Source organism: Salipiger mucosus DSM 16094 (genome assembly GCF_000442255.1).
GTDB lineage: Bacteria > Pseudomonadota > Alphaproteobacteria > Rhodobacterales > Rhodobacteraceae > Salipiger > Salipiger mucosus.
Map to the genome: position 1 here is coordinate 191,672 of NZ_KE557274.1, position 20,835 is coordinate 212,506.

A 20,835-nucleotide genomic window follows, 5' to 3' on the forward strand; every position below is an offset into this window, starting at 1 on the left:
CCTCAGGACGTCATGCCCACCGACAGCGTCTCGTCGAGGTCCCGCATGAGAGAGTCATACAAGGCATCGACATCCTGCGCCTCGTACAGCGCGCCCTGCGGGTCGTAGAATTCGGTGCCGGCGATTTTCGTCATCGGAACCGTATTGCGAGCGCTGTCCTCGTACTCCGGAACCGTCTTCGACAGGTAAGCATGGTCGCTGAGGTACTGAAGATCCATGATCCAGTGGTCAATCTCGTTCAGCGACTCCCGCTCAGCCCGCTCGGCCCGGAGTTGCTCTTCCAGCTCCGGGCGCTCCATGCCGGTTACCTGTGCCATCCGCGCTCGCAGGAAGTCCCGGACCTCGTCACCATCCTTGCCGTTCCTGTTCGCCAAATCGACCGCGAGGTCCTCGTGGAACATCATGTGGCAGTCATTGCAGAGCACCAGGATCTCCTTGAGCTTCTGGACGCCGACACGGCGATCTTCATCGAGAATGCGCCACTCCCAGACCTCGTGACATTCAACGCTGTCCGACTTCTTCTCCTCGCCCTTGAAGTACTCCGAGATGAGCTTCCCGCCGCGGTTGCCGCAGACCATGCAACGATGCCCGTTCATCAGGTTGAGGTCCTGGCGCATCGTGCTCCAGTATTCTTCCTTGAACACGTTCCGGACGTTCTGCCCCCAGGCAGCATCGGCAATGTCCAGGAAGCTGAACCGCCGCTTGTGCATCCTGGCCGCCGTCGGAAGCGATCCCTGCCATTTCCTGGCGATCTCCATGTCCTTGTGGGGATCGAAGTAGATCTGGCTCCCTTTCCCCACGGTGTCATCGATACGGAATCCATGACTGGCCAGCTCGTTGGCATGCGACGGATGCACCGGGAGGTAGATCCTGTGTTTCTTACCTCGACCCAGGTGCGCCGCCTGCGCTGCCGACTCCGACGCCGAAACATCCGGAGCTCGGCGAACGGCCGGGGCCGGCACGGCGTCCAGCCGGGTCAGGGCACCATCGTGCCAGGCCTCGATCTTTAGTCGATTGTCCTCGAGGACCCCGACAACTTCCGGGCCCTTCTTGAATCCGGCAGACTCCTGGATCCCGACCATCTCCGAAAACAGGCGTTCAGCGATCTCCGACAGATCGTCATCAATCAGGATCGAATGTTTCCCGATGAATTTCACACGATCATGCATCCATGCCGCGGTGTCCTTGTAGGTCTGCATCCGGCTGCGTCGCGTGGCATCCTTCCTGCGCAGGTCCTTCAGGGCCTTGATTTTCACCCGGCGCCGCCGGCTCAGCTCCTCGAGCTCTGCCTGGTGCTTCCGTTCCCGGGCCCCTCCTAACAAGGGAACATGACGGATCACCCCGGGGCCGCTCTTCCGATGGATCTCGATGCGGCTGCGCAGCTCAGTGATCGCGGTCTGCAATTCGGAAAACGACGTCCGCGCCTTCTTCACGGCAATCTGTTCCTTGGCCACCTCCCGCCGAAGGATCTCAATCGCGAGACGATCCACCTCGCGCAGTTTCTTCAAGGTCGCGTTCCTGTCCATCATTCCGCCTGCGCAGACACCTTCTCGAGGCGAGGTGTGCCCGCGATATGAAATCCAAGAAAACGGGCGCCCGGCACCGCGTTAACCGGAGCGGAACAAGTTGCCTGTAGAACCGATGCCACAAACGGATTTCGGAAGTACCCATGTCGACAGAACAATTCGAAGCACAAAAGGCTCGCAGGTCTCTCATCGCGCTGAACCGTGAGATGCGCAAACGCCTGACGCGTGCCGGCAGGCTCCTCGAAGACCGCAGCAGAACCCTTGAACAGGTCTCCGCCCAGGCGACCGGCGCCCCCGAGGAAGCCGGCGGGTCCGAGCAGTACGTGCGCCTGGCGCAAGACATCCAGCGCAAGACCAGGGCCCTTGAAGACGCCAACCGGACCATCGAGTCCCTGCGGCGCGAGAACCAACGTCTCACGGAGGTTTCCGAAAGTCGCGTCATGGCTGTCATGGAAGAACTGTCGGACGCCAGAAGCGAAATCGAAACCCTCGAACAGGCCATCGAAACACTCCGCAGCAGCACCGAGGTTCCGGCTCAGGAGGTCCAGATCGATCTCTGGAACGAACTGATCCGCTCGTCGCAGCACACCGCGGGCCTGGAAGCCCAGATCAGCGCCATGCGCCGGGAGAACGCACACTCCGCCCTGCTGCAATACGACGATCAGACCGGGAAATCGCAACTCCGCGACATCTATGACGATGCCTTCCGGGCGCGCGGCGATCAGTTTTCACAGAGCCCCGAGCCCGAGCAGGAGCCGGTGTCGCAAGGAGAGATGATCGCCCACCACACGTCAGATCGATGACCTGAAGGCGTCGTGGGACTCTTCCCGCAACGTGTAGGCGAGCTTCAACATCCGCCTCTGAACGAGGCCAAGATGATCCCAGATGCTCGTGTAGCTTTCCGGGATCATCATCTGCACCGGAACCCCGAACATGTTTCCCACCGGGTGCCCGAACCGCGTCTTCCTCAGCTCGCATGTCTTGAACGGGTCGGGGAACCGCGGCAGGGCCTCCCAGGTTCTGGCCCGCGTGGCAAACCGGTCGAACCAGAAGACATTTCGCATGTCGCACTCGGTGACCTGGCACCGGCTGAATTGGCAACCGAAGAACTTGCTCATCACGAAGTCGCACCTGAAGAAGACCACGTCCTCGAAGACACAGTCCTGGAACAGGGTCCCCTGGCTGTTTGTCCTGTCCGAGCGATCCGCCAAATGGTGGAAACTTGTCTGCCGGATTGTCACGTTCCTGAAAACGCATCCGGTCAACGTCGAACGCTTCAGATCCTCGAAGTCCAGAATGCAGTCTTCGAAAACGATGTTGCTGAGCGCCACCCTTTCCCGGATCGCGCTCGAAAAATCATAGTCCCTGAGGTGGGACCCGGTCCTGATCGAGAGTTCCAGAAAGATCTCGTTCCAGCTCGGTAACTCACCGGTGTATGCATTCGGTCGGACCGAAAGCTTCACGTTGCCCTCCCTGTCCCTGATTTCGATGGCCTCCGTGTCCATCCCTCGCATCCTCCCTGCCCGTTCCGACATCTGAAGCACTCGGATCCGGAGGAAGATGGCCTCCCAATCTTAACAGGGCGTTCGCCATCCATTTCGCATCGGGGTTGGCCAAGCGGCTGAATTTTGCTAAATTTCGGTCCCGATGGTGAAATTCTGCTTGGCTGGACCCGACGAGGATGCCAAATCCCATTTTGACAGGCGGTCCGAGATCTTCCGTCACCTGGCGTCCAATCGTGGCGACGGATCAAGCCGCCTCTTTCAAACCTGGAGTACTCTCATGGATAATGCAGTCGACCTGCCGGATCGGTTTACCACGGAAAGTGCTCCGACCGACGGCCTCGTCACGATAACCGATACGCAGACAGGCCGAGCCGCAACCATCGGCCTGACCTACTTCGGCGCCGTTGCCCAGACGCTGAGTCAGCTCTTCGCAGGTGAGGGGAAGGCATCGGCAGCGTCCGGAACGGCTACTGAAGCAACGTCCGAGGAAGCGGTGACCGAGACCGTAAGCGAGCCCGCCGTCCAGGAGGCCACCGCGGCCCAACAGTTCCTTCCGGAATTCGCGGCCGCGAGTGCTGAGGCAGCCCCGGCCGCGACATCCCCAGCCCCGGAACCCAAAAAGCGGGCCCCTCGCAAAAGGGCGGCCTCCAAGGCAAGCGCCCCCGACGCACCCGCTCCTGCAGAGAAAGAGACGGCCAAACCCGCGGCCAAGACGACAAAGACCTCTGGTACGAAATCCAAGGCCGAGACCAAGAAGTCTTCGGCGAAGTCCGCCGCGCCGAAGGAAACGGAATCAGAAGAGGTCACGGCGAAACCTGCGTCCAAGACGAAAAGGACCTCCACCGCGAAGTCCACCGCCACCAAAGCTGCCTCTGAGGAAAAGACGGCCGCCGCACCGGCCGAGGAAAAGTCCGCAACGACCTCGACCACCAAGGGGCGCGGCAAAGCGAAAGCTCCCGCCAAACCACGCAAGGCTTCCACGAAGAAAACCCAGACGGCGCCCGCAGCGGACGTCATCAAGGGCTTGGGCTTCAGCCTTGTCCCGAAGGCCGACGCGAAGACATTGACCTACGACATCACGGGGGACGGCGGCGCCTCACTCGGCACCGTCTGGCAAGATGCGCAGACCGGAAGATACCATGTCGCTCCGGCCGATCAGGAGAAATTCGGTAGCACCGATCACACGTCCCTTCCGGCGGCCAAGGCCCGGGTGTTCGTCATCGCGAAGCAGTCGGCGTAGGCGTCAGATCTCGATCCCGAACGACAGCTCCTCGCTCCGATCAGGGGCAAACTTCGAGGTGATCTCGCCGGCGATTTTCAGGATCGCCGGATGATCGGATACCTGCGCGACATCGGCTGTGGTCTCGGGCCTTGCCTCGAGAATGCGCACGATGTCGCGTTCGTGGATCTCTCCACTTTCGATCTCGGGCGCCAACCGGTCGCGCAGTTCGGTGAACGTCTCCTTCAGACCCTCGGGGAGACGATCCCGTTGCCCCTCGGAGGGCGCCGCGTATTCCTCGATCTCGATCTGCGGCGCAATGGCGTACCAGGTCCCGGAGAGCCTGACGGGCATCTTGTTGTCGAGCAGGACACGTCGCCCTTCCCTGGTGGCTCGCAAAGCACCGAAGCGCTCGGGCTGGATCGCCAGTAATCCGCTTCCGATCATCTGCCGCATGATCAGCTTCCAGACATCCTGGGACAGATCCCTGCCGGCGCCAAAGCAATCAAGCTCGGCAACGTGATCTTCTGCATCCCCACCGGGGCCGGGCGACAGGATCCGGGCGAGCGTTGCCGTCCCGAAACGCTCCCCGACCTCCAGCACTGCCGAGATCACCGTCCGCGCCTGGGCCCCACCGTCCCGTGTAAGCGGCGGCCGCTTGCAGTGATCGCAGTTCCCGCATGCCGGCGTGTCGGTTTCGCCGAAGTAGGCCAGGAGCGTCTGCATCCGGCATCCCGGCGTTTCGATGAACGCCGTCATGTTCTCGAGCTTGGACCTCAACACTGCCCGGCGCTCGTCCGGCAGATCCTGGTTGGCCTCGATCTTCTGTCGCTGTTTCCCCAGCGCCTTGTCGTGCAGGATCATCATGGCGGTGGACGGCTCTCCGTCTCGCCCTGCCCGACCGATTTCCTGGTAATATCCCTCGAGCGTGGCCGGCGGGTCGAGATGAACGACGAAGCGCACGTCACCGCGGTCGATCCCCATGCCGAACGCAATCGTCGCCACGACGATGATGTCGTCTTCTTCGAGGAACCGCTCCTGGGCCCGGGCCCTGTCTTCAGCCGGCATCCCGGCATGATATCCAACGGCATTCATTCCTCGTCCGATCAATTCGAGGACCGTCGCGTCCACATCCTTCCTGCTCGCGCGATAGATGATGCCGCAGCATCCGGCGTAGGATTTCAGGAAGTCCGCAAGCGGAGGGAAGACGTCCGCCTCCACCCGTGTCACCCCAACCGAGAGGTTCGGCCGGGAAAAACTCGATTGGACCTGTCGCGCTTCCTGCATTCCTAAAGAAAGAAGGATGTCGGCCTGGGTCACCGGATCGGCCGTAGCTGTCAGGGCAACCCGCGGAACGCCTGAAAAGTCCGACAGGACAGTTCCGATGTCCCGGAAGGAGCTCCGGAAATCATGCCCCCATTGCGAAACGCAGTGGGCCTCGTCGATGGCAAAGAGAGCCACGTCCACGGATTTCAGAAAGCTCCGGAACCTCGGCAACTTCAGCCGTTCCGGCGATACATAGAGGAAATCGAGGCGCCCTTCCTCAATGTCACGCACGATTTCGCGATGCTTCTGTGGTGGCAGCTGACTGGAGATGTACTCGGCTCGCACCCCCTTGGCCTGCAGGGCGTCCACCTGATTTTTCATGAGAGCGATCAACGGCGAGACGACAATGGCCACGCCTTTCCTGACGAGGCCAGGGATCTGGTAGCACAGGGACTTCCCGCCACCGGTCGGCATCAGGACAAATGTGTCCTCCCCGCGCACGACGGCATCAATGACCTCGGCCTGGTCAAGGCGGAAGTCTTCGTACCCGAACACACGGTTCAATACATCGCGCGGGGCTTCCCCCTCGGAAGCGGAAACATTCTGATTTTTTCTCAAAACGACCTCGATTCTTCAGTATCCAACGCTCGCGGCCTCCTGACGCTGTACACCTCAAGGTAAGCATCTTGGCCCCGGATTGAGCTTGAAGAACAGTATAGCACGAACATTAGATGAATATAAGCAGAACATAGTAAGAACACGACCCATTGAAGGACTGTAGCCTCAACAGATTCCGATACATTCTGATTTTTTCAGAATGTCCTTGACGAAACTTCCTGAAAATAGAATTATGACCCTGCACTCAAAACGGAACTCCCAACATGACGGAGTAAACTTCAATGACTAAACATGACCAATCCCCCGGCGCAGAATGGATCCGGATAGCCGAAGCGTTCGCTTCAAAGGATTCATCGTCGGCGGAGGACGTCATCAAGCTCGTGGCGGGCCTCCAGAATACCCTCGGAGCGCCGGCACCGACCAGCGAGCCGGCACCGACCTCAAAGCCGGTCGCCCAGACATCCCCCCGAGCTGAAACGATCCACGCCGCGGCAACGGATACCACCCCGGCTCCTGCCCCGGCCAAAGCCGCCGAAAAGCCGGCCCCCGCTCCCACGAGCGCCGCCGTCGAGACCACGCCGCCAGCAAGCGCGTTGACCGAGACTCCGAAAGAAGAGCCGAAACTCCCCGAACCGACCAACCAAGAGCCTGCTGTTCCCATCGAGGAGTCTCTCACCGACGAATTGGTTTTCTGCCTCGAGTGCGGGCGTTCCATGAAGATGCTCAAGCGCCACCTCAAGGCAGCCCACGGCCTGACCCCGGAAGCGTACCGTCACAAATGGGGCCTCCCGGAAGACTACCCCGTGACTGCCCCGAACTACTCGGAGTCGAAGTCGGCCTATGCCAAGGACATGCAGTTCGGGGTCACCGGCGCCAAGGCCTCCCCGAAGAGACGTGGACGCCGCACCAAAGCCGAGTGAGCCAAGACGTCCCATTCGGACCCAAGTCGCCGCCGGGCCCAGCGCTCGGCGGCTTCTTATTGTCTTCAGATTAACCCCCGTGTGCTTGGTTCTCCGAAAGGAAATCGGAGTATCCCATGCGCATGAAACGTCCTCTCTTCACACTTCTTCTCTGCGGCGTCGCGGCCTGTAGCGCGAACGAGCCTCGCGAGATACAGATTTCCAACTCGGTGAGCCCTTTCTCTGCCGAGGCGGAGGACCAGGGTCCAACAACCGGCGTGGATGACTTCGACCGCGGGGTCTCCTACCATCATGGCCTTGGCAGCCCGGTGAACCATGAAATCGCCGAGAGCTACTACCGCGAAGCCATCGAGGCCTCCGACGACACCCGGGCCATGAACGAGCTCGCCGTCCTTCTGCTGAACGAGGACACCCGCAAGGCACGCTCCAAGGAGGCCTTCGATCTTCTCCGGCGCGCCGCCGCCCTGGACAATTCCTCGGCCAGGTTCAACCTCGGTCTGGCCCACTACTACGGTTTCGCCGGAATGGACCGGACCCCGCCCCGGGGTCTCGACCTGATCGCCACCGCCGCCAACCAGGGCAACGCGAAGGCCCAGAGCTTCATGACCAATTACGTCGCCACCGCCGCGGCGACCGAGGCCGAGACCCATGCGGCCGTCGATGATCTCCTTCATGGCTGGGCCAACGAAGGTGACGTGACCTACTGGGAAATCGCCTCCATGGGATCGGGATACTCGGACCTCTGGCACCGTTTCTTCGAGACGCCGCTCGCGGACAAGTCGGTCATGCTGTCGGATATCCTGGCAGTCGAAAGCGGGTGCCGAGAGTGCACCTCAAGCGACGTCAACACGGTCGCGCGCAAGCTCAACGAGATCGAGACCTGGCGAGAGAGGGCCGCCGAGCAGGACAACTCCGCGATGTTCAATCTTGGTCTCGCCTATCTCAAGGGTGAGGGCGCCCCGAAGAATCTTGAGGAAGGCGCCAGGCTGATCATCCGCTCTGCAGAGAACGGCTATGTGCCCTCGCAATACGTTCTCGGGAAACTCTACCTCGAGGGGCGCGGCATCGAACGCAACCCGGGCATGGCCTACGCCTGGTTCAACATCGCGGCCGCCGACGAGGAAGGGTACCGTGAAGCGGACTGGGCCCGGGCCATGCGGGACTGGGTGACCGCCTACCTTCCTCCCGAGCATGTCGCCGCAGGCCAGAGATGGTCCACCGAGTGGGTCGCCGAGAACGCGGCCGACTGAAGATGCGATCACGGATCTTGAAATCTCTTATCGTGGCCACCTGCCTCGGCTCCCCGTCAGCGCTCGTCGCCGGCGGGGAGGATGTGATTTCCGAATTCATCTCGAAAGCACGCCCCATGGTGGACGCCTGCAGCCGGGCCGCCAGCGCCATCGACCTCAGCGTGGACCAGCTGGGGGATCTCGCTTTTCGGGACACCGGAAAGTTCGTCCTCGTCAACATCGCCGCAGGATCCCTGGTCGCGTACGAGAATGGCATTCCGGTCATGGAGATGGACGCTATCGTCGGAAAACCGGAGCACGAGACGCCCGAGTTCGACACCGAGATCACCTCCGTCCGCCTGAATCCAACCTGGACCGTTCCCTGGTCGATTGTGCGGGAAGAGGACTGGCTCGAACGCCTCGAGACGGATCCTGATTTTTTCCGGCGGAACCGCTTCGAGATCCGCGACGGAGATGGTGACCTGATGTCACTGGACGAAGCTGCGGCCGATCCGCACCGTGTCCGCAAGTTCATCCAGGCACCGGGGCGGTACAATGCGCTGGGCAAGTTCCGATTCAACATCGGCAGTTCCCAGGCGATCTACCTGCACGACACCCGCAACCGGGAAAACTTCTACGACGGCAGCCCCATCACCCTGTCCCATGGCTGTGTCCGCATCGAGAAACCGCTCTCTTTCGCGGCCTGGCTCCTGGAGCGCAGCGAAAGCGAGATCACGGCGATGACGCGCGATGGCTGGACCCGGGACATTTCGCTCGGAACCGACGTGCCCATCATCATGGATTACTTCACCGCATGGCCCAACAGCGCCGGCGAGCTGATGATCTACGACGACATCTACGACAAGGAAAAGCCGGCCTGCAGAAGACCGGAGGAGAAATCATGAAGTTGCTTCGCAAATGCCTTCGCGCCGTCGGTCTGGTCGCCGACGGTTTCGAGATCACCTTCGCCGCGGCCACCGCATTCCTGTCGGCCAACGTGGCGATCTATTGCGCTCACCTCACGTCACAGGGCTGGGCCGCTCTGTCCTTCCCGCTAGATCACTGGGCACGGTACGATGTTGTCCTGCCCTGGTTCCAAAGCACCATCATGACCGGCCAAGGCCTGCTACTGCTGAAAACCTGGGGGACCGCGGGGCTGTGCGGGTTCTTTTCCGTCGTCACGCTCACGGCCGCCCAGGATGCCTTCTCCCGATTCCGGGCCCGCTGCGGCTGATACGCTGGTTCAAGTCCGCGGCACAACGGAATCGTGGTATTCTGGGCCGATTATAGCGGAGGACGGACCATGAGTATGGAACAAACTGCACGCAATTTTTTTGAAGCCTGCGAAGGCGGCAAAGGCTGGAAGACGTGCCGCGCCTTCTGCCATGACGACGCGACCTTCTCCTGCCAAGCTCCCACGCTGGATGATATCCAGACGCTCGAAGACTATACCGAGTGGACCAAAGGCATTCTGGGACCGATCCCGGACGGTCACCCCGAGCTGATGGCCTTCGCGACCGACGCTGGGCGGCCTCGCGTGGTCGCAGTCGCAACCTTCCATGGCACGCAGACAGGAGAGGGTGGGCCGGTCGCGCCAACGGGCCGCCCCGTGGCGACAGACTATGTCTATGTGATGGATTTCGAAGACGAGAAGATTCGTCACATGACGAAAATCTGGAACGACCAAGTGGCGCTCCGGCAGCTGGGTTGGGCCGAGCCCGCAACCGAGCCCACGCCCACCTGACGCAGGTTTGCTGAACGAGTGCCCGCGCCGTACTGGTGCGGGCATCGACACGGCGTCTCCGGGTCGCCCACCCGCATCGCACCTCGCCAGCAGCGCTTACACGAAGAGCTCGAGATCGATCTCGTTCTTTTCCTGCTGCGCGATCTCGAAAGCCTTGAGGTCATCGATCCGCTCATCGATCTTTCGGATCTGCGCGGCGAACTCCAGGCGGAGCGTTTTCAGCATCTCGGCACATTCCGCGCGCAGGTCCGGGTCCTCGACGTTCTCGAGCTCCTGCTCGGCGATGGCGATGGTCTGAACGACCCCGCTATCGTCCTCATCGTTCAGACGTAGGGCGTATTGCTCTCGAAGGGCCAGAAGATCTTCCTCCCGCACCAGATCCTCGGGAGCGGACATTGCGATCAGACGGCCGGCGAATTCCTTGATCCGCGGATCCTTGATCTTGGCAACCTGGGGCATGCGGCGTTCCCAGTCGTCCTCCTCGCTGATGATGCGGCACAGGTTCCTGTCCTCGTTCGCGGTGAACCCGTTGTAGAGTTCCGCCTCGCGCGTCACCTTGCGGCCGCTGAACTTGTCCCGGGCTCCCTGCTCCATGAGCGCGGTCACTTCCTGGAACTTGCGGACGATATCCGGACGGCGGATGTACTCGGCCCGGCGCTCATAGGTCTCGACCTTCGAACGGTACTGGATCTCGTCCAGCCGGCCGCGCAAATCGGCATCATTCCGGTCGAAAATCAGAGGGCAGCTGTTGTGCTTCACGATCCGGAAGGGGCTGTCACCGCGGTAGAGATTGTCGGCGATCTCACGGGCGGACATGGACATCCACTCCCGCGGATGGACGGCGAGATCGACGCCCAGCGTCTTGTATCCCGAATGCCCCACCTTCGCCATCGGCGCCAGGGGCGTGATTTCGGGCATTCCAAAGTGCGAGAACTCGAACACGAAGTTTTCGCCATGCATGTTTGCGCCAAGGAGGCCGGACACCGTACGCTTGTCGGAAAGCTCGACGATCTTGTTAAAGGTGTTCGGCGCGCCGTGAATGAAATCCACGAGCAGATCCTTGGTCATCAGGGTGTCGGCCTCGGCGTCGTGCGCGTTCTCGCTGACCTTTCCGTTGGCCTCCATCACGTCCGAAAGGCGCCAGCTGAGCGTTCCGTCATCCTTCTGACCAGGAAGGATGATGCCTGGCGAAATGAAGTGCAGGTACTGGAACGCCGGGTAGAGATCGAGGCGCCGCGCGTTCTTCCCGGTCGTCAGGTAGGTGTCCTGCAGATTCCGGAAGAGGAAATAGCGGAGCAACTGCTCATCGTAGGACAGGATGTTGTACCCGAAGATCAGCATTTTCTTCTGGCGTTCGGCTGTCGACCTCCGTCCGACCAAATCGGCAACTTTCCGCGCGGCTTCGAACTCCGACACCCGGTCATCACCATGAAGATCCGACGGCCGCAGCCCCGTCACCTCGAGCGCCTTGGGGCCAGGCACAGCATAGGGATTTCGTTCGATCTTGAGATTGATCGACTTGACCACGTCGAGACACTCGTCCAGCCGCACGAAGGCAGCCTGCACCGGCTGGTCGGTCTCGCAAAAAAGTCCTAGAGCTTCGAAGTCGTAGCCTATATAGTCGTATTCAGGCAGACTGGATGTCGACGAAGGCGCAGGTGACGCTTCTTTTCGGAGGGTTATGGATGCCATTTTGTCCCAGTTGAGTTAAGTCTCTGCTAACCTATACCCTATGTTGGGTTTTCCAATAGTTAAAACACAAACCGAAGGCAGCGAATGAGAACTCAGTTTCGGTCCCCCGGACAATTCACAGTTCAAAGAAAGCGCGGCAAGAGCATCCAGGAAGGATATCAGACGTTCGATCAAACGAGCGTGTTCGATACCACGGAAGCCAGCCAGGCCACCATGCTTGCAACCGTGATCTCGACCGACCCGAAACCGGTTGTCCGCGTCAGGTCCGACGCATTCGGGGCCCGCAGCGATGAGGTCACGGTGCAATTCCGCAGCGAAGAGGCTGCCAGGAAAGACGCGCCCGCCGAGGACGTCTACTCGAAATTCGCCGTCAAACCCGCCTGCCACGGCGACGTCCCGAGACTGGCCGACAAGATGTCCATCGGCGACCTGGTCGAATTGCAGGCCGTCCTTGTGGACGCTTCGGACCCGACAACGATTTACCCCTGGTCCTACCGACATATCGCCAGCGCCAGAGAGACATCGTCGTTCCTCTGCATGCCGGAAGTTCTCTGCTCGATCCTGTACGCCCCGAACCGGAAAGACGAGGCGAAAAAGGATTTCCGAATAGCCATCGCATCGCCGGCCGAAGCAGAGACGGTCACCGATGTTCTCGGGGACCTGTCGCGCCTCAAGAAGTTCCTCGGGTACAAGTACGGCCCCCTCAACGGCTTCGTTGTTCGCGGCAAGCGGGGACCCGGAAAGAAATCCCTGCACGGCGCAGCCTGCTACCGCTCCCTGCAGGATGACGAAGCCGGCCTTTCCGACGAAGCCGTCATCCTGAACTTCCTGAAAAGGAAGAGCCAGGTGTTCGCGCCCTACATGTCGGAAGACAATCCATGGGAAGTGATCCCCCTGCATATCGTGAACATGGCAACAAGCGGCGCTCATCGACTGGAATCCGTTCTCAAGCGTCACCGTTTCATGACCCAGCAGGACGGCAGCCACGCCGAGATGGAATTCGCCCATGCCAACGTCGTCCTCGACTACGCGCGGAACGCAGAGCGCCCGACCTGCAAGTATTTCAGTATCTGCCGCAGCAAACCGATCCGGATTGAAACCGGACTGCCGACACGGGCCCGCCCGAAGAAGATCAAATCGACGGAAGACGCGACTGTCATCAAGGCGTCCCACCTGTTCGGTTAACGGACGGGAAAGACGTCGAAACCATCTCCCACCGCAAAGGTGGGACGCATGGCAGACAACAACAACAGACCAATCATCGTGAAAAAGGTCATCGAAGAAGGTGGCCACGAACACCACGGCGGCGCCTGGAAGGTGGCCTACGCGGATTTCGTGACCGCCATGATGGCCTTCTTCCTGTTGCTCTGGATCCTTGCCTCCTCCGAGGAAGAGCAGCTCAAGGGGCTTGCGAACTACTTCACCCCGACCATGAGTACCGCGGATGGTCCCGGCGGTGATGGACCCCTCGATGGCGATACCATTGGCCCACCGGGCACCCTGACGTCCTCGAATTCCCCGATGAGTACGGTCGCGATGCCGCAGTTCGGACAACAGGATCCGATGGATGCCTCCTCGGCCGGCCGGGATGAACACGAAGCCGTGGTGGAGTACGAGGACCGCGAGCCGTCACAGGAAGCCCAGACGATCCAGCAGGAAATCCAACAGGCGCTGCGCGAAAAGGATGAGCAGAGTTTCGATGAACTCGAGGACGAGATCGTCCAGGCGATGAACCAGGTTCCGGACCTGAAACCGCTCATCCCCAACGTGATCTTCGACGAGACCGAAGAAGGTCTCCGGATCCAGATCATCGACCAGGATGGGCAATCCATGTTCGACAGTGGCAGCGCTGACGTAGGTCCACGCACTGCGGAGCTCCTCCGGCTGATCGGCCAGGCCGTCGCCAAGCTGCCGAACAATGTCCTGATTTCCGGGCACACGGATGCCGTCCCCTTCGGCAACGAGGACGACGAAACCGGGTACGGGAACTGGGAGCTCTCGGCCGACCGCGCCAATGCCACCCGCCGCGTCTTCGTGAATGCCGGGATCGAAAGCGAACGCGTCGTTCGCGTCTCCGGGCTGGCTGACACGGAGCCCTTCGATACAGAAAACCCGCGGGCCCCGACGAACCGGCGGATCAGTGTCGTGCTCGGCTACAGCAAGGCGCCCTCTCCAAATGACATCTCGGAAGCTCTTTCCGGGAATGAAGAGGAATCCGCGCCGGCGGATGACGCCTCCATGTCCGAGAGCTCTCAAGATGCCGGCGCCGGCGAGGCGGAGAACACATCAACCCCGCAGACCATCGGCATCGACGGCCTGCGGGAGATGGCGGAGTGATCAGAACGCGAGTTCCGGCTGCTTCTGTGGCCGGACGTCCTCGGGTTTCACCTGGATAGAGACATTTCCCATGTACTCGTTGATTTCCACCCGCCCGTAGACATCGACGATGCTGCCCTTGGCCGCCAGGATCGCGTCCCCCATCGGGGTTCCCTTGGCGTTGAACATGATGATGTCGATGTCGCCGGCTTCTCCGGAAATCCGGCCCTTCACGTGCTTCTCCTTGAGAACCTTCGTGGAGATGAGCATGCCGCCGGATATCATCGCCCGCGGCTCGCTGTTGTTCGCGCCGAACGGCGCCAGAAGATTCAGGCTTTCAACCAGGCGCCGACTGATGCCGCCACACGGGACATCAATGTCCGCGACCAGCGGCGGCCGGTCAACGTGCCCGGCGGCAGCATTCATCGCGTCCCGGAAAGCCTCGAGTTTTTCAGGATCGATGGTAACGCCAGCCGCCATTTCGTGGCCACCGCCCTTGATCAGGATCCCGTCCGCGGCCGCCTTCTTGATCGGCCGTCCGACATCGAAGCCTTCGATTGAGCGTGCGGACCCCTTCCCGCCTTCACCGATCACGATGGACGGGCGGTCGTAAGCCTCAGTGATGCGCGAGGCGACGATCCCCACGACGCCCGGGTGCCAGTCCTCGTTGTAGCAAACGATGACATTGTCGTCGCTGTGGGCCTCCGCCTGCTCGAAGGCACCGGCTTCCATGAGTTGCTGCTTGGCCTTGCGCTCCTTGTTGATCTCGTAGAGCGCGTTGGCGCGTTCGGCGCATTCCGTGAGGTCGTCACAGGTCAGAAGCAGTGTTCCCAGCCAGGTATCATCGATCCGGCCGCCCGCGTTGATGCAGGGACCGAAGACGAAGCCACAGGTGCGCTCGTTGAAGCTTTCCGGCTCGACCTCGTTGCACTCGGCGAGGGCCATCAGCCCGGGGTTCCGCGCCATGTGCCGCAGTCCGATCTTCACCATCGCCCGGTTGAACCCGACCAACGGCACAACGTCGGCAACGGTTCCGAAGCAGGCGAGCCCCAGAAGGTGATGCATGTCGTATTCGGTTCGGTCCTCGAAGAACCCGTCCTCCCGCAACGCGCGCTGCAGACCCACGACGTAGAGAAAGGCGATCCCGGCCGTGCACAGATACCCGTAGTCGCCGGTTTCGTCATTCCGGTTCGGGTTGACCAGGATTCCCTCCGGGTGTTTGTCGTCGGACAGGTGGTGATCCAGGGTGACAACGTCCATGCCCAGCGCGGCTGCCCGTGCCAGGGGCTCGAACGCGACGGTCCCACAGTCGGCGAAGATGATCAGGTCGATCTCGTCTTCGGCGATCTTCTCGATGGCCGGTACGTTGGGGCCATACCCCTCGGTGAGCCGCTGCGGGATGTAGAAGCTGACCTCGCAGCCCATGGTTTCCAGGAACCTCTTGAGGATCGACGTGGAGGTCGCGCCGTCGACGTCGTAGTCGCCGAAGATGCAGACACGCTCGTTTTTCAGGACGGCCTGCTTTCCCCGCTCGATGGCCTTGTCCATGTCCTTCAGGACAAGCGGATCCGGCATGGAGCCCTTGAGTGTCGGCTTGAAGAACTCCCCGAGGTCTTCGATACCCCTGTTCAACGCGATGGACACGACTTCGCTCGGAATGCCCGGGAAGGACCCCTCTTTTTCTTCAGGCGCACTCCACTCCAGACCTCTTACAGACAGCCCCGACATAGTTATCCTTTCAAATGCCCTTCAAACATAGAGCAAGAACAGGCCCCATGAAAGAACAAATATACATCAGGATAAAGAGAGGCCTCTCACCCCTTCCCGTACTCCTCGGGCGGGATCAGGGAGCGACCACCCCTGTTGCGGTAGCTCTTGCGCCTCCGCGTAGCCGAGGTGCTCTCGTCTTTCCGTGAAGAAGATCCTGATTTCTTGTCCGGAGCCTCTTCATGGTCCCGGCCCTTCCCATTTTCAGGATCGCTCCACTTGAAGACGCCGGGGTTCTCCCCTTCAGGAAGTTTGGCCTCTTGCAGGAAGGGGGACGGCTTCTTGTCCTTGTCGTTTCTCAGGCGCGCATAGGTCATCAGCAGCTGGTGCCGGGCCCGCGTCATGCCGACATAGAACAGCCGCCGCTCCTCCTCCACGTTGGTGCTCTTGAAGTGCGGCAGCAGTTCGCTCTCACAGCCAGCCACGAAGACCATGTCCCACTCGAGCCCCTTGGCGGAGTGCAGCGTGCTGAGCGTCACGCAGTCCCCGTCCCGCTTGCCCTCTTCCTCGGTGCGCTGCGTGACATAATCGAGGAAGCCTCCGAGATCATCGAAATCGAGAAGGAGGTTCGACACGGCCTCAACAGAGGCCATCCAGCTCGACCGGCGTTCCTGGTCCAGGCTACGGGGGCGATGCTCGTAGAGAACGCGAGCAAGCGGCTCGGAGATCACCCGGGCCGTCTCCCCGTGAAGCTCTTCGGCAAGAGACCGGCACTTGAACCCGGCCTTCGTGCGCCCGAACCCTTTGCGGGTATCGAACCGCTTGTCTCCGGCAACCGAGGCCACCGCGGTCACGTACAGGGACACCTCCGGCAGTGACCAGAACGACCCCGTGCCGGTCAGCCGGAACGGGACCCTTTCCCGCTCCAGGCGTCGCTGCAGGGTATTGGCGACGGTTGCCGTCCGGAAGAGAACCGCCGCATTCTCAAGCTTTCCGCCGTTCGCCTGGAACTTCGCGAGCTGCTTGGCGATCCAGTCGGCCTCCGCATCATGCGTGAGGAAGCCCTTGAACAGGACGAACTCCCCCTTCCGGGACTTGCGCGCCGGTTTCATCGCCTTGTCATACCGTGACCGGTTCCTGGAAATGACGCGCGAGGACATTTTCACAATCTGCGGGCTGCAGCGGAACCCTTCGTTCAGCTCGTGGATCGTCGCTCCGGGGAAGATCTTTCCGAAGTTCAGGCAGTAACTCGGGCTGCTCCCCCGCCACTCGTAGAGCGACTGGTTTTCGTCCCCCACTGCCCAGATCTGCCCGTACGGGCCCAGCGCGGCGCGCAGGAAATCTATCTGGGTCCGGTTCGTGTCCTGGAACTCGTCGATCACGAAATGACTGAAGTTCCCATGAAACCATTTCTGCCCTTTCCCGCCCGATTTCAGGATCTGCGTGGACAGGGTGATCAAATCGGAAAAATCGACGGCCGCTGTTTCCCTCCGGGCCTCTTCATATCGTGCATAGGCCTTGGCGGCTCCGACCGTGAACTTGTCCCCGAGCTCACGGGCCTCCTCCATGGCCTGCTCCGGAGTCCGTGCCCGATCCTTCCAGCGCGAAATCATGTCGACGTAGTTTCCGTCTTCCTCGTCCCACTGGATCTCGAGATCGTACAGGAGCTGGCGCTGATCCTCGTCCCCGATGATCTCGAAATCATAGGGCAGACCAACATCCGTCGGGAACCGCTTGAGAAGACGGGCACACAGCGAGTGAAAGGTCCCGATGTGGGCATTTTTCAGGATCTCGTCCTTGTCCACCACACCGTCAGTCGTCGTGGCGAGAGAGGCTTTCAACCTCTCTCGGATCTCCGTCGCCGCCTTGGCCGTGAAGGTGCTCACGAACATCGCGTCGAGCGGAACGCCCGCCCGCACCAGGGTCCGACACCGCTCGATAAGCGTCGTCGTCTTGCCGGTTCCGGGGCCGGCCAGGACGAGCGTGTGCCCCTTCGAGCGGGCCGCGGCCAACTGTGCGCGGGTCGCCGGCATGATCAGTCCTCCGCCAGTTCGTCGACCAGCCCCTCGATGACACCCTGGTCATCGTCCAGTTGAAGACCCTGCTCGGCGAGGCGCGCCGTCCGGAGTTCGACGTCGGCTTTCGCGCTGCCGTTCGCCCATCGCTTGGCGAGGCGGCGCCGCGCTTCCTGGGGGCCGATCCTGTTATAGAGGCTGTTCCGAATCTTCGCATCCTCAGGCGTGGTGGAAAACGCCCACAGCTCCATCGGCCCCAACGTATTGTAGAGCAGGTGCTCGTGGGCCCCGTCCTTCAAATTCAGGATCGCCAGGAACGGAGCGCCACGGGGTCCGGGACCGTTCAGCTTGGTCCTCAGGACCCGGTTAGCGGCAGGCGACAGCCCGAAAATCTCGTTGGCTTTCTTGGCTGCGCGCTCGGTACCCACCCCCATGATCCAGACACCGGTCGCCACGTCGACCATGCTGTCGTCGAAGTCTTCCAGAAGCTGGGAGGCCAGGGCGATGTGGACGCCCCATTTCCGGCCCTCGCGCAGGTCGACCATGACCTGGTCGCGCACCTGGGGTGTCGACTTCGTCCGGTGGAACTCGTCCATCACGATCTTCTTGGGGATTTCACGAAGCGCGTTGATCCGCTTCTCATGGTGGCGCTGGTAGCTCTCCGGGATGAGATGAACGACCTCTTCGTTGAGATAGAAGTCGCGGGCCAGAACGAACCTGGCCAGCATGTAGACCAGCGAGGTCTGCTTGTCGGCCGGATCCCCGCCGCGGGGCGCCGCCTCGTCGATATCCAGGGACACCACCCGGCTGTCGCCGATGTCGAAGCGGGTCGGGACAGTCAGGATCTCGTACTCCCGCAGCGCGGAGGAAATCATCCTCTGGAAGACATCGATCAGAGGTTCACCGGTGGTCGTCTTCGCCGATCCGTGCACGTCCTGGACCTGGGTCTTGCGAACCACCACGTTGAGATCCTGGATCAAGGGAACGGCGAAGCGCTGGGCGAGCGTTGCTGCATGCAGGTCACCGACCTCGAAAAGCTTGTCGACCACGTCCCACCAGGTTGCCTCCTCGTCCAGCTTGATGTCGTAGCGCTTCAGGGCCGCATCGACGGCCTCGTCTTCCTGCGGGCTGTAGAGGCGCGGGTTGCCGCGACGCGACTGGTCATCGAGCTCCTTGTAGACCTCGTCGACCACCATGCCGGCCAGGTCCGAAAGTCCGGACGGAGGCGCCTTGTCGCCCACCGGTGTACCCAGAATGGACAGGAAGTTCACCAGGAATGCACGCTCCAGCGGCAGGGGGTACCGGCACCCCAGCTGGGTATCGAACGGGTTGATCGCGTGATCCTTGATCATCCGCAGACGCCTGTACTGCGCCTGGTGGCGCTTGTCGGCGGGCAAGGCTTCCTTGATCAGCGAAATGAGACCGGACGACGAGGGACCGATGTCGATGATCGCCACGCGCGGAAGCTGCACCCCGGACGAGGAAGACGTCGCGCTGGGCGAAAGGCAGAGCGCGAGGTTCGTGGTATTCAGGAACACCGACTTCGCATAGCCCGGAGGCGCGAAAATCAGGTCGATGAAAGTGGACTGCTTGGACGAGCCGGGCTCGTAGGGCCAGGGGCGCCCATCCGGCGTCCGGAACAACACCGATCCCTTCTCCCAGGGAGAGGCATCCCTGTTCCAGGGCATCATGTAGAGCGCATCGCGCATGGGCGGCGCGCCGGCCGCACCGGTGGAGGCGACATCCACGCCCAGCGCCGAGGACATGAAGGACGCCAGCGGATCCCCGGAACTCGAGGTGACCCCGCAATACCCCCAGCTTTCCACCGACCGCTGCAGCTGAGATACACGCTCCTCAAGAAGACGGACATTATCGACCGGGGCCCAGGTTGCGAAGGACACCCGGTACCGGACGATGACCTCCTCACCGTTCCGCTTGAGGTCCTGCATCGCGTTGATGGCTTCGCGGATCTGGACGTTTTCGGAATTCGTGAAGCCGACCACCGCCGCCAGGGTCGATTTCAGCTGCATCTCCCCGGACAGACCGTTTCCTTCCAGCAGGAAACTCGCCCGCCATGGGAACTCCTTGCCCATCAGCATGCGGTTCAGAAGCTCGGAGAACGGCCGAACCTCCTGCGGGCCGACCGTCATGTCCAGCGTCGCGAAGTTGTACCGGCCGACCCGCACGATGCGGGGACTGAGCACTTCCCCGCCGCGGGAAAACACCTGGTCCCTGAGAGGCGGCACGAAGAGATGGCTCACGTCGCCCTTTGCCCAGGACGGGTTTCTCTGGAAAACCTTGTCCCCCGGAAGGGCCGGCTTCCAGTCCGCGCCCTGGAGATCGGGGTAGAGGGAGCCGCGGACCGCGCCGATGGCGTCATGAGCTTCGAGGACGTCGGCGCGCAGGTTGAGCGTCTTGAGGTCGGCAAGGAAGGCCGCCACGAAGCTGTCGTGGCGCGTGATGAGCTGCCGGGACGCCCGGAACACATCCTGCGTGCTTGCGGCCTGCGGCCAGGCATCGGGTTTCTTCCGCTCGCGCTTGATGCTCTCCAGCTCGGTCTTTGTGAGAACCGACGGCCGGGTCCAGAGAGCCAGGTAACATCCCTCCCAGGTGATGAAATCAGACAGGTGGTTCTCACGTTCGTCGAACACGTCCTCGAGGTTGAGTTTCAGCTTATCGGACACGATCCGGGCCGGGCGATTCAGCCGTGAGACGAGTTCCTTGGAGGCATCCGGGTCCCGCGCGAACCAGACCTGAAGGGCGTGCCCCGAGGCGTCGAAGTAGCTCGACAACTTCAGGTTCATCTCGTCGATGACGCCGGCCATCTCCTCTGCGCCGGCCATCTTCTTCAGGCCGTCGATGCGGATCACCGACATGATGGACCCGTCCGCAGCCACCACGTTGTTCGTGCCCGAGATGCCGGTTTCAAGGAAGAAGAAGGAATCCATGTCCTTTTTCAGAATGCCGCCCAGGGCGGAGGCCAGACCGGACTTGATCGATGCGATACCCATGAACGGGAGTCTCCGTGTTTCCTGCGGAGACATTTGTGCAGGGAACATGAAAACAGGGTTTGTTCGG

Annotated in this window: 16 protein-coding genes; 9 read left to right on the forward strand and 7 right to left on the reverse strand. The window is 61.4% G+C overall.

What is annotated here, in order from left to right:
- Positions 1-2 precede the first annotated feature (2 nt).
- Positions 3-1,508 carry a hypothetical protein gene (locus SALMUC_RS07095; RefSeq protein WP_021119982.1) on the reverse strand — a complete coding sequence of 502 codons (1,506 nt, stop codon included), beginning with the start codon at positions 1,506-1,508 and terminating at the stop codon, positions 3-5.
- Between the two features lie 161 nt (positions 1,509-1,669).
- Here SALMUC_RS07095 and SALMUC_RS07100 point away from each other — a divergent pair, with 161 nt between their 5' ends.
- Positions 1,670-2,329, forward strand: a complete 660-nt coding sequence (locus SALMUC_RS07100; protein ID WP_020038171.1) for a hypothetical protein — start codon at positions 1,670-1,672, stop codon at positions 2,327-2,329.
- On the opposite strand, the gene SALMUC_RS07105 is transcribed toward SALMUC_RS07100, so the two are convergent.
- Positions 2,318-3,031 (reverse strand): pentapeptide repeat-containing protein, encoded by a 714-nt coding sequence (locus tag SALMUC_RS07105; RefSeq protein ID WP_020038172.1) that lies wholly within the window; start codon positions 3,029-3,031, stop codon positions 2,318-2,320. The genes SALMUC_RS07100 and SALMUC_RS07105 overlap by 12 nt on opposite strands.
- Positions 3,032-3,308: 277 nt before the next feature.
- On the opposite strand from SALMUC_RS07105, the gene SALMUC_RS28080 reads away from it, so the two are divergent.
- A complete protein-coding gene (locus SALMUC_RS28080; RefSeq protein ID WP_020038173.1) occupies positions 3,309-4,271 on the forward strand; it encodes a hypothetical protein in 963 nt (320 codons plus the stop codon).
- Between the two features lie 3 nt (positions 4,272-4,274).
- Here the strand turns inward: SALMUC_RS28080 and SALMUC_RS07115 are convergent, their stop codons facing one another.
- On the reverse strand, positions 4,275-6,134 hold the full coding sequence (locus tag SALMUC_RS07115) for a RecQ family ATP-dependent DNA helicase (protein ID WP_021119985.1): 1,860 nt from the start codon (positions 6,132-6,134) through the stop codon (positions 4,275-4,277).
- 281 nt (positions 6,135-6,415) lie between these two features.
- On the opposite strand from SALMUC_RS07115, the gene SALMUC_RS28085 reads away from it, so the two are divergent.
- The 5 genes from SALMUC_RS28085 to SALMUC_RS07140 all read left to right on the forward strand — a co-directional run bounded on the left by SALMUC_RS28085 (position 6,416) and on the right by SALMUC_RS07140 (position 10,027).
- Positions 6,416-7,054 carry a Ros/MucR family transcriptional regulator gene (locus SALMUC_RS28085; protein WP_020038175.1) on the forward strand — a complete coding sequence of 213 codons (639 nt, stop codon included), beginning with the start codon at positions 6,416-6,418 and terminating at the stop codon, positions 7,052-7,054.
- Positions 7,055-7,263: 209 nt separating this feature from the next.
- Positions 7,264-8,304, forward strand: a complete 1,041-nt coding sequence (locus SALMUC_RS07125; protein ID WP_198014519.1) for a tetratricopeptide repeat protein — start codon at positions 7,264-7,266, stop codon at positions 8,302-8,304.
- A 32-nt stretch (positions 8,305-8,336) separates the two neighbouring features.
- Positions 8,337-9,188 (forward strand): L,D-transpeptidase family protein, encoded by an 852-nt coding sequence (locus SALMUC_RS07130; protein ID WP_198014522.1) that lies wholly within the window; start codon positions 8,337-8,339, stop codon positions 9,186-9,188.
- Positions 9,185-9,517 carry a hypothetical protein gene (locus SALMUC_RS07135; protein ID WP_020038178.1) on the forward strand — a complete coding sequence of 111 codons (333 nt, stop codon included), beginning with the start codon at positions 9,185-9,187 and terminating at the stop codon, positions 9,515-9,517. Before SALMUC_RS07130 ends, SALMUC_RS07135 begins: the two co-directional genes overlap by 4 nt.
- Before the next feature lie 69 nt (positions 9,518-9,586).
- Positions 9,587-10,027 (forward strand): ester cyclase, encoded by a 441-nt coding sequence (locus SALMUC_RS07140; RefSeq protein ID WP_020038179.1) that lies wholly within the window; start codon positions 9,587-9,589, stop codon positions 10,025-10,027.
- Positions 10,028-10,123: 96 nt separating this feature from the next.
- On the opposite strand, the gene SALMUC_RS07145 is transcribed toward SALMUC_RS07140, so the two are convergent.
- Positions 10,124-11,593, reverse strand: coding sequence for a hypothetical protein (locus SALMUC_RS07145; protein ID WP_020038180.1), 1,470 nt, complete (start codon positions 11,591-11,593; stop codon positions 10,124-10,126).
- Between the two features lie 210 nt (positions 11,594-11,803).
- Here SALMUC_RS07145 and SALMUC_RS07150 point away from each other — a divergent pair, with 210 nt between their 5' ends.
- The gene (locus tag SALMUC_RS07150; RefSeq protein ID WP_020038181.1) at positions 11,804-12,904 is read left to right on the forward strand and encodes a hypothetical protein; all 1,101 of its coding nucleotides are present in this window, start codon (positions 11,804-11,806) and stop codon (positions 12,902-12,904) included.
- A 48-nt stretch (positions 12,905-12,952) separates the two neighbouring features.
- Positions 12,953-14,056, forward strand: a complete 1,104-nt coding sequence (locus SALMUC_RS07155; RefSeq protein ID WP_020038182.1) for a flagellar motor protein MotB — start codon at positions 12,953-12,955, stop codon at positions 14,054-14,056.
- Here SALMUC_RS07155 and recJ read toward each other — a convergent pair whose 3' ends face one another.
- The 3 genes from recJ to SALMUC_RS07170 form a co-directional block, all read right to left on the reverse strand.
- Positions 14,057-15,763: a single-stranded-DNA-specific exonuclease RecJ gene (recJ, locus tag SALMUC_RS07160; protein WP_021119992.1), complete on the reverse strand. Its 1,707-nt coding sequence runs from the start codon at positions 15,761-15,763 to the stop codon at positions 14,057-14,059.
- Positions 15,764-15,849: 86 nt separating this feature from the next.
- On the reverse strand, positions 15,850-17,775 hold the full coding sequence (locus SALMUC_RS07165) for an ATP-dependent helicase (protein WP_020038184.1): 1,926 nt from the start codon (positions 17,773-17,775) through the stop codon (positions 15,850-15,852).
- 2 nt (positions 17,776-17,777) lie between these two features.
- Entirely contained in the window at positions 17,778-20,768 is a 2,991-nt protein-coding gene (locus SALMUC_RS07170; protein ID WP_020038185.1) for an ATP-binding protein, read from the reverse strand.
- Positions 20,769-20,835 lie beyond the last annotated feature (67 nt).

Coding starts and splice junctions, on each gene's coding strand:
- SALMUC_RS07100 (WP_020038171.1), top strand. CDS start 1,670: ATGTCGACAGAACAATTCGAAGCACAAAAGGCTCGCAGGTCTCTCATC.
- SALMUC_RS07105 (WP_020038172.1), bottom strand. CDS start 3,031: ATGGACACGGAGGCCATCGAAATCAGGGACAGGGAGGGCAACGTGAAG.
- SALMUC_RS28080 (WP_020038173.1), top strand. CDS start 3,309: ATGGATAATGCAGTCGACCTGCCGGATCGGTTTACCACGGAAAGTGCT.
- SALMUC_RS28085 (WP_020038175.1), top strand. CDS start 6,416: ATGACTAAACATGACCAATCCCCCGGCGCAGAATGGATCCGGATAGCC.
- SALMUC_RS07135 (WP_020038178.1), top strand. CDS start 9,185: ATGAAGTTGCTTCGCAAATGCCTTCGCGCCGTCGGTCTGGTCGCCGAC.
- SALMUC_RS07140 (WP_020038179.1), top strand. CDS start 9,587: ATGAGTATGGAACAAACTGCACGCAATTTTTTTGAAGCCTGCGAAGGC.
- SALMUC_RS07150 (WP_020038181.1), top strand. CDS start 11,804: ATGAGAACTCAGTTTCGGTCCCCCGGACAATTCACAGTTCAAAGAAAG.
- SALMUC_RS07155 (WP_020038182.1), top strand. CDS start 12,953: ATGGCAGACAACAACAACAGACCAATCATCGTGAAAAAGGTCATCGAA.
- recJ (WP_021119992.1), bottom strand. CDS start 15,763: ATGTCGGGGCTGTCTGTAAGAGGTCTGGAGTGGAGTGCGCCTGAAGAA.
- SALMUC_RS07165 (WP_020038184.1), bottom strand. CDS start 17,775: ATGCCGGCGACCCGCGCACAGTTGGCCGCGGCCCGCTCGAAGGGGCAC.
- SALMUC_RS07170 (WP_020038185.1), bottom strand. CDS start 20,768: ATGGGTATCGCATCGATCAAGTCCGGTCTGGCCTCCGCCCTGGGCGGC.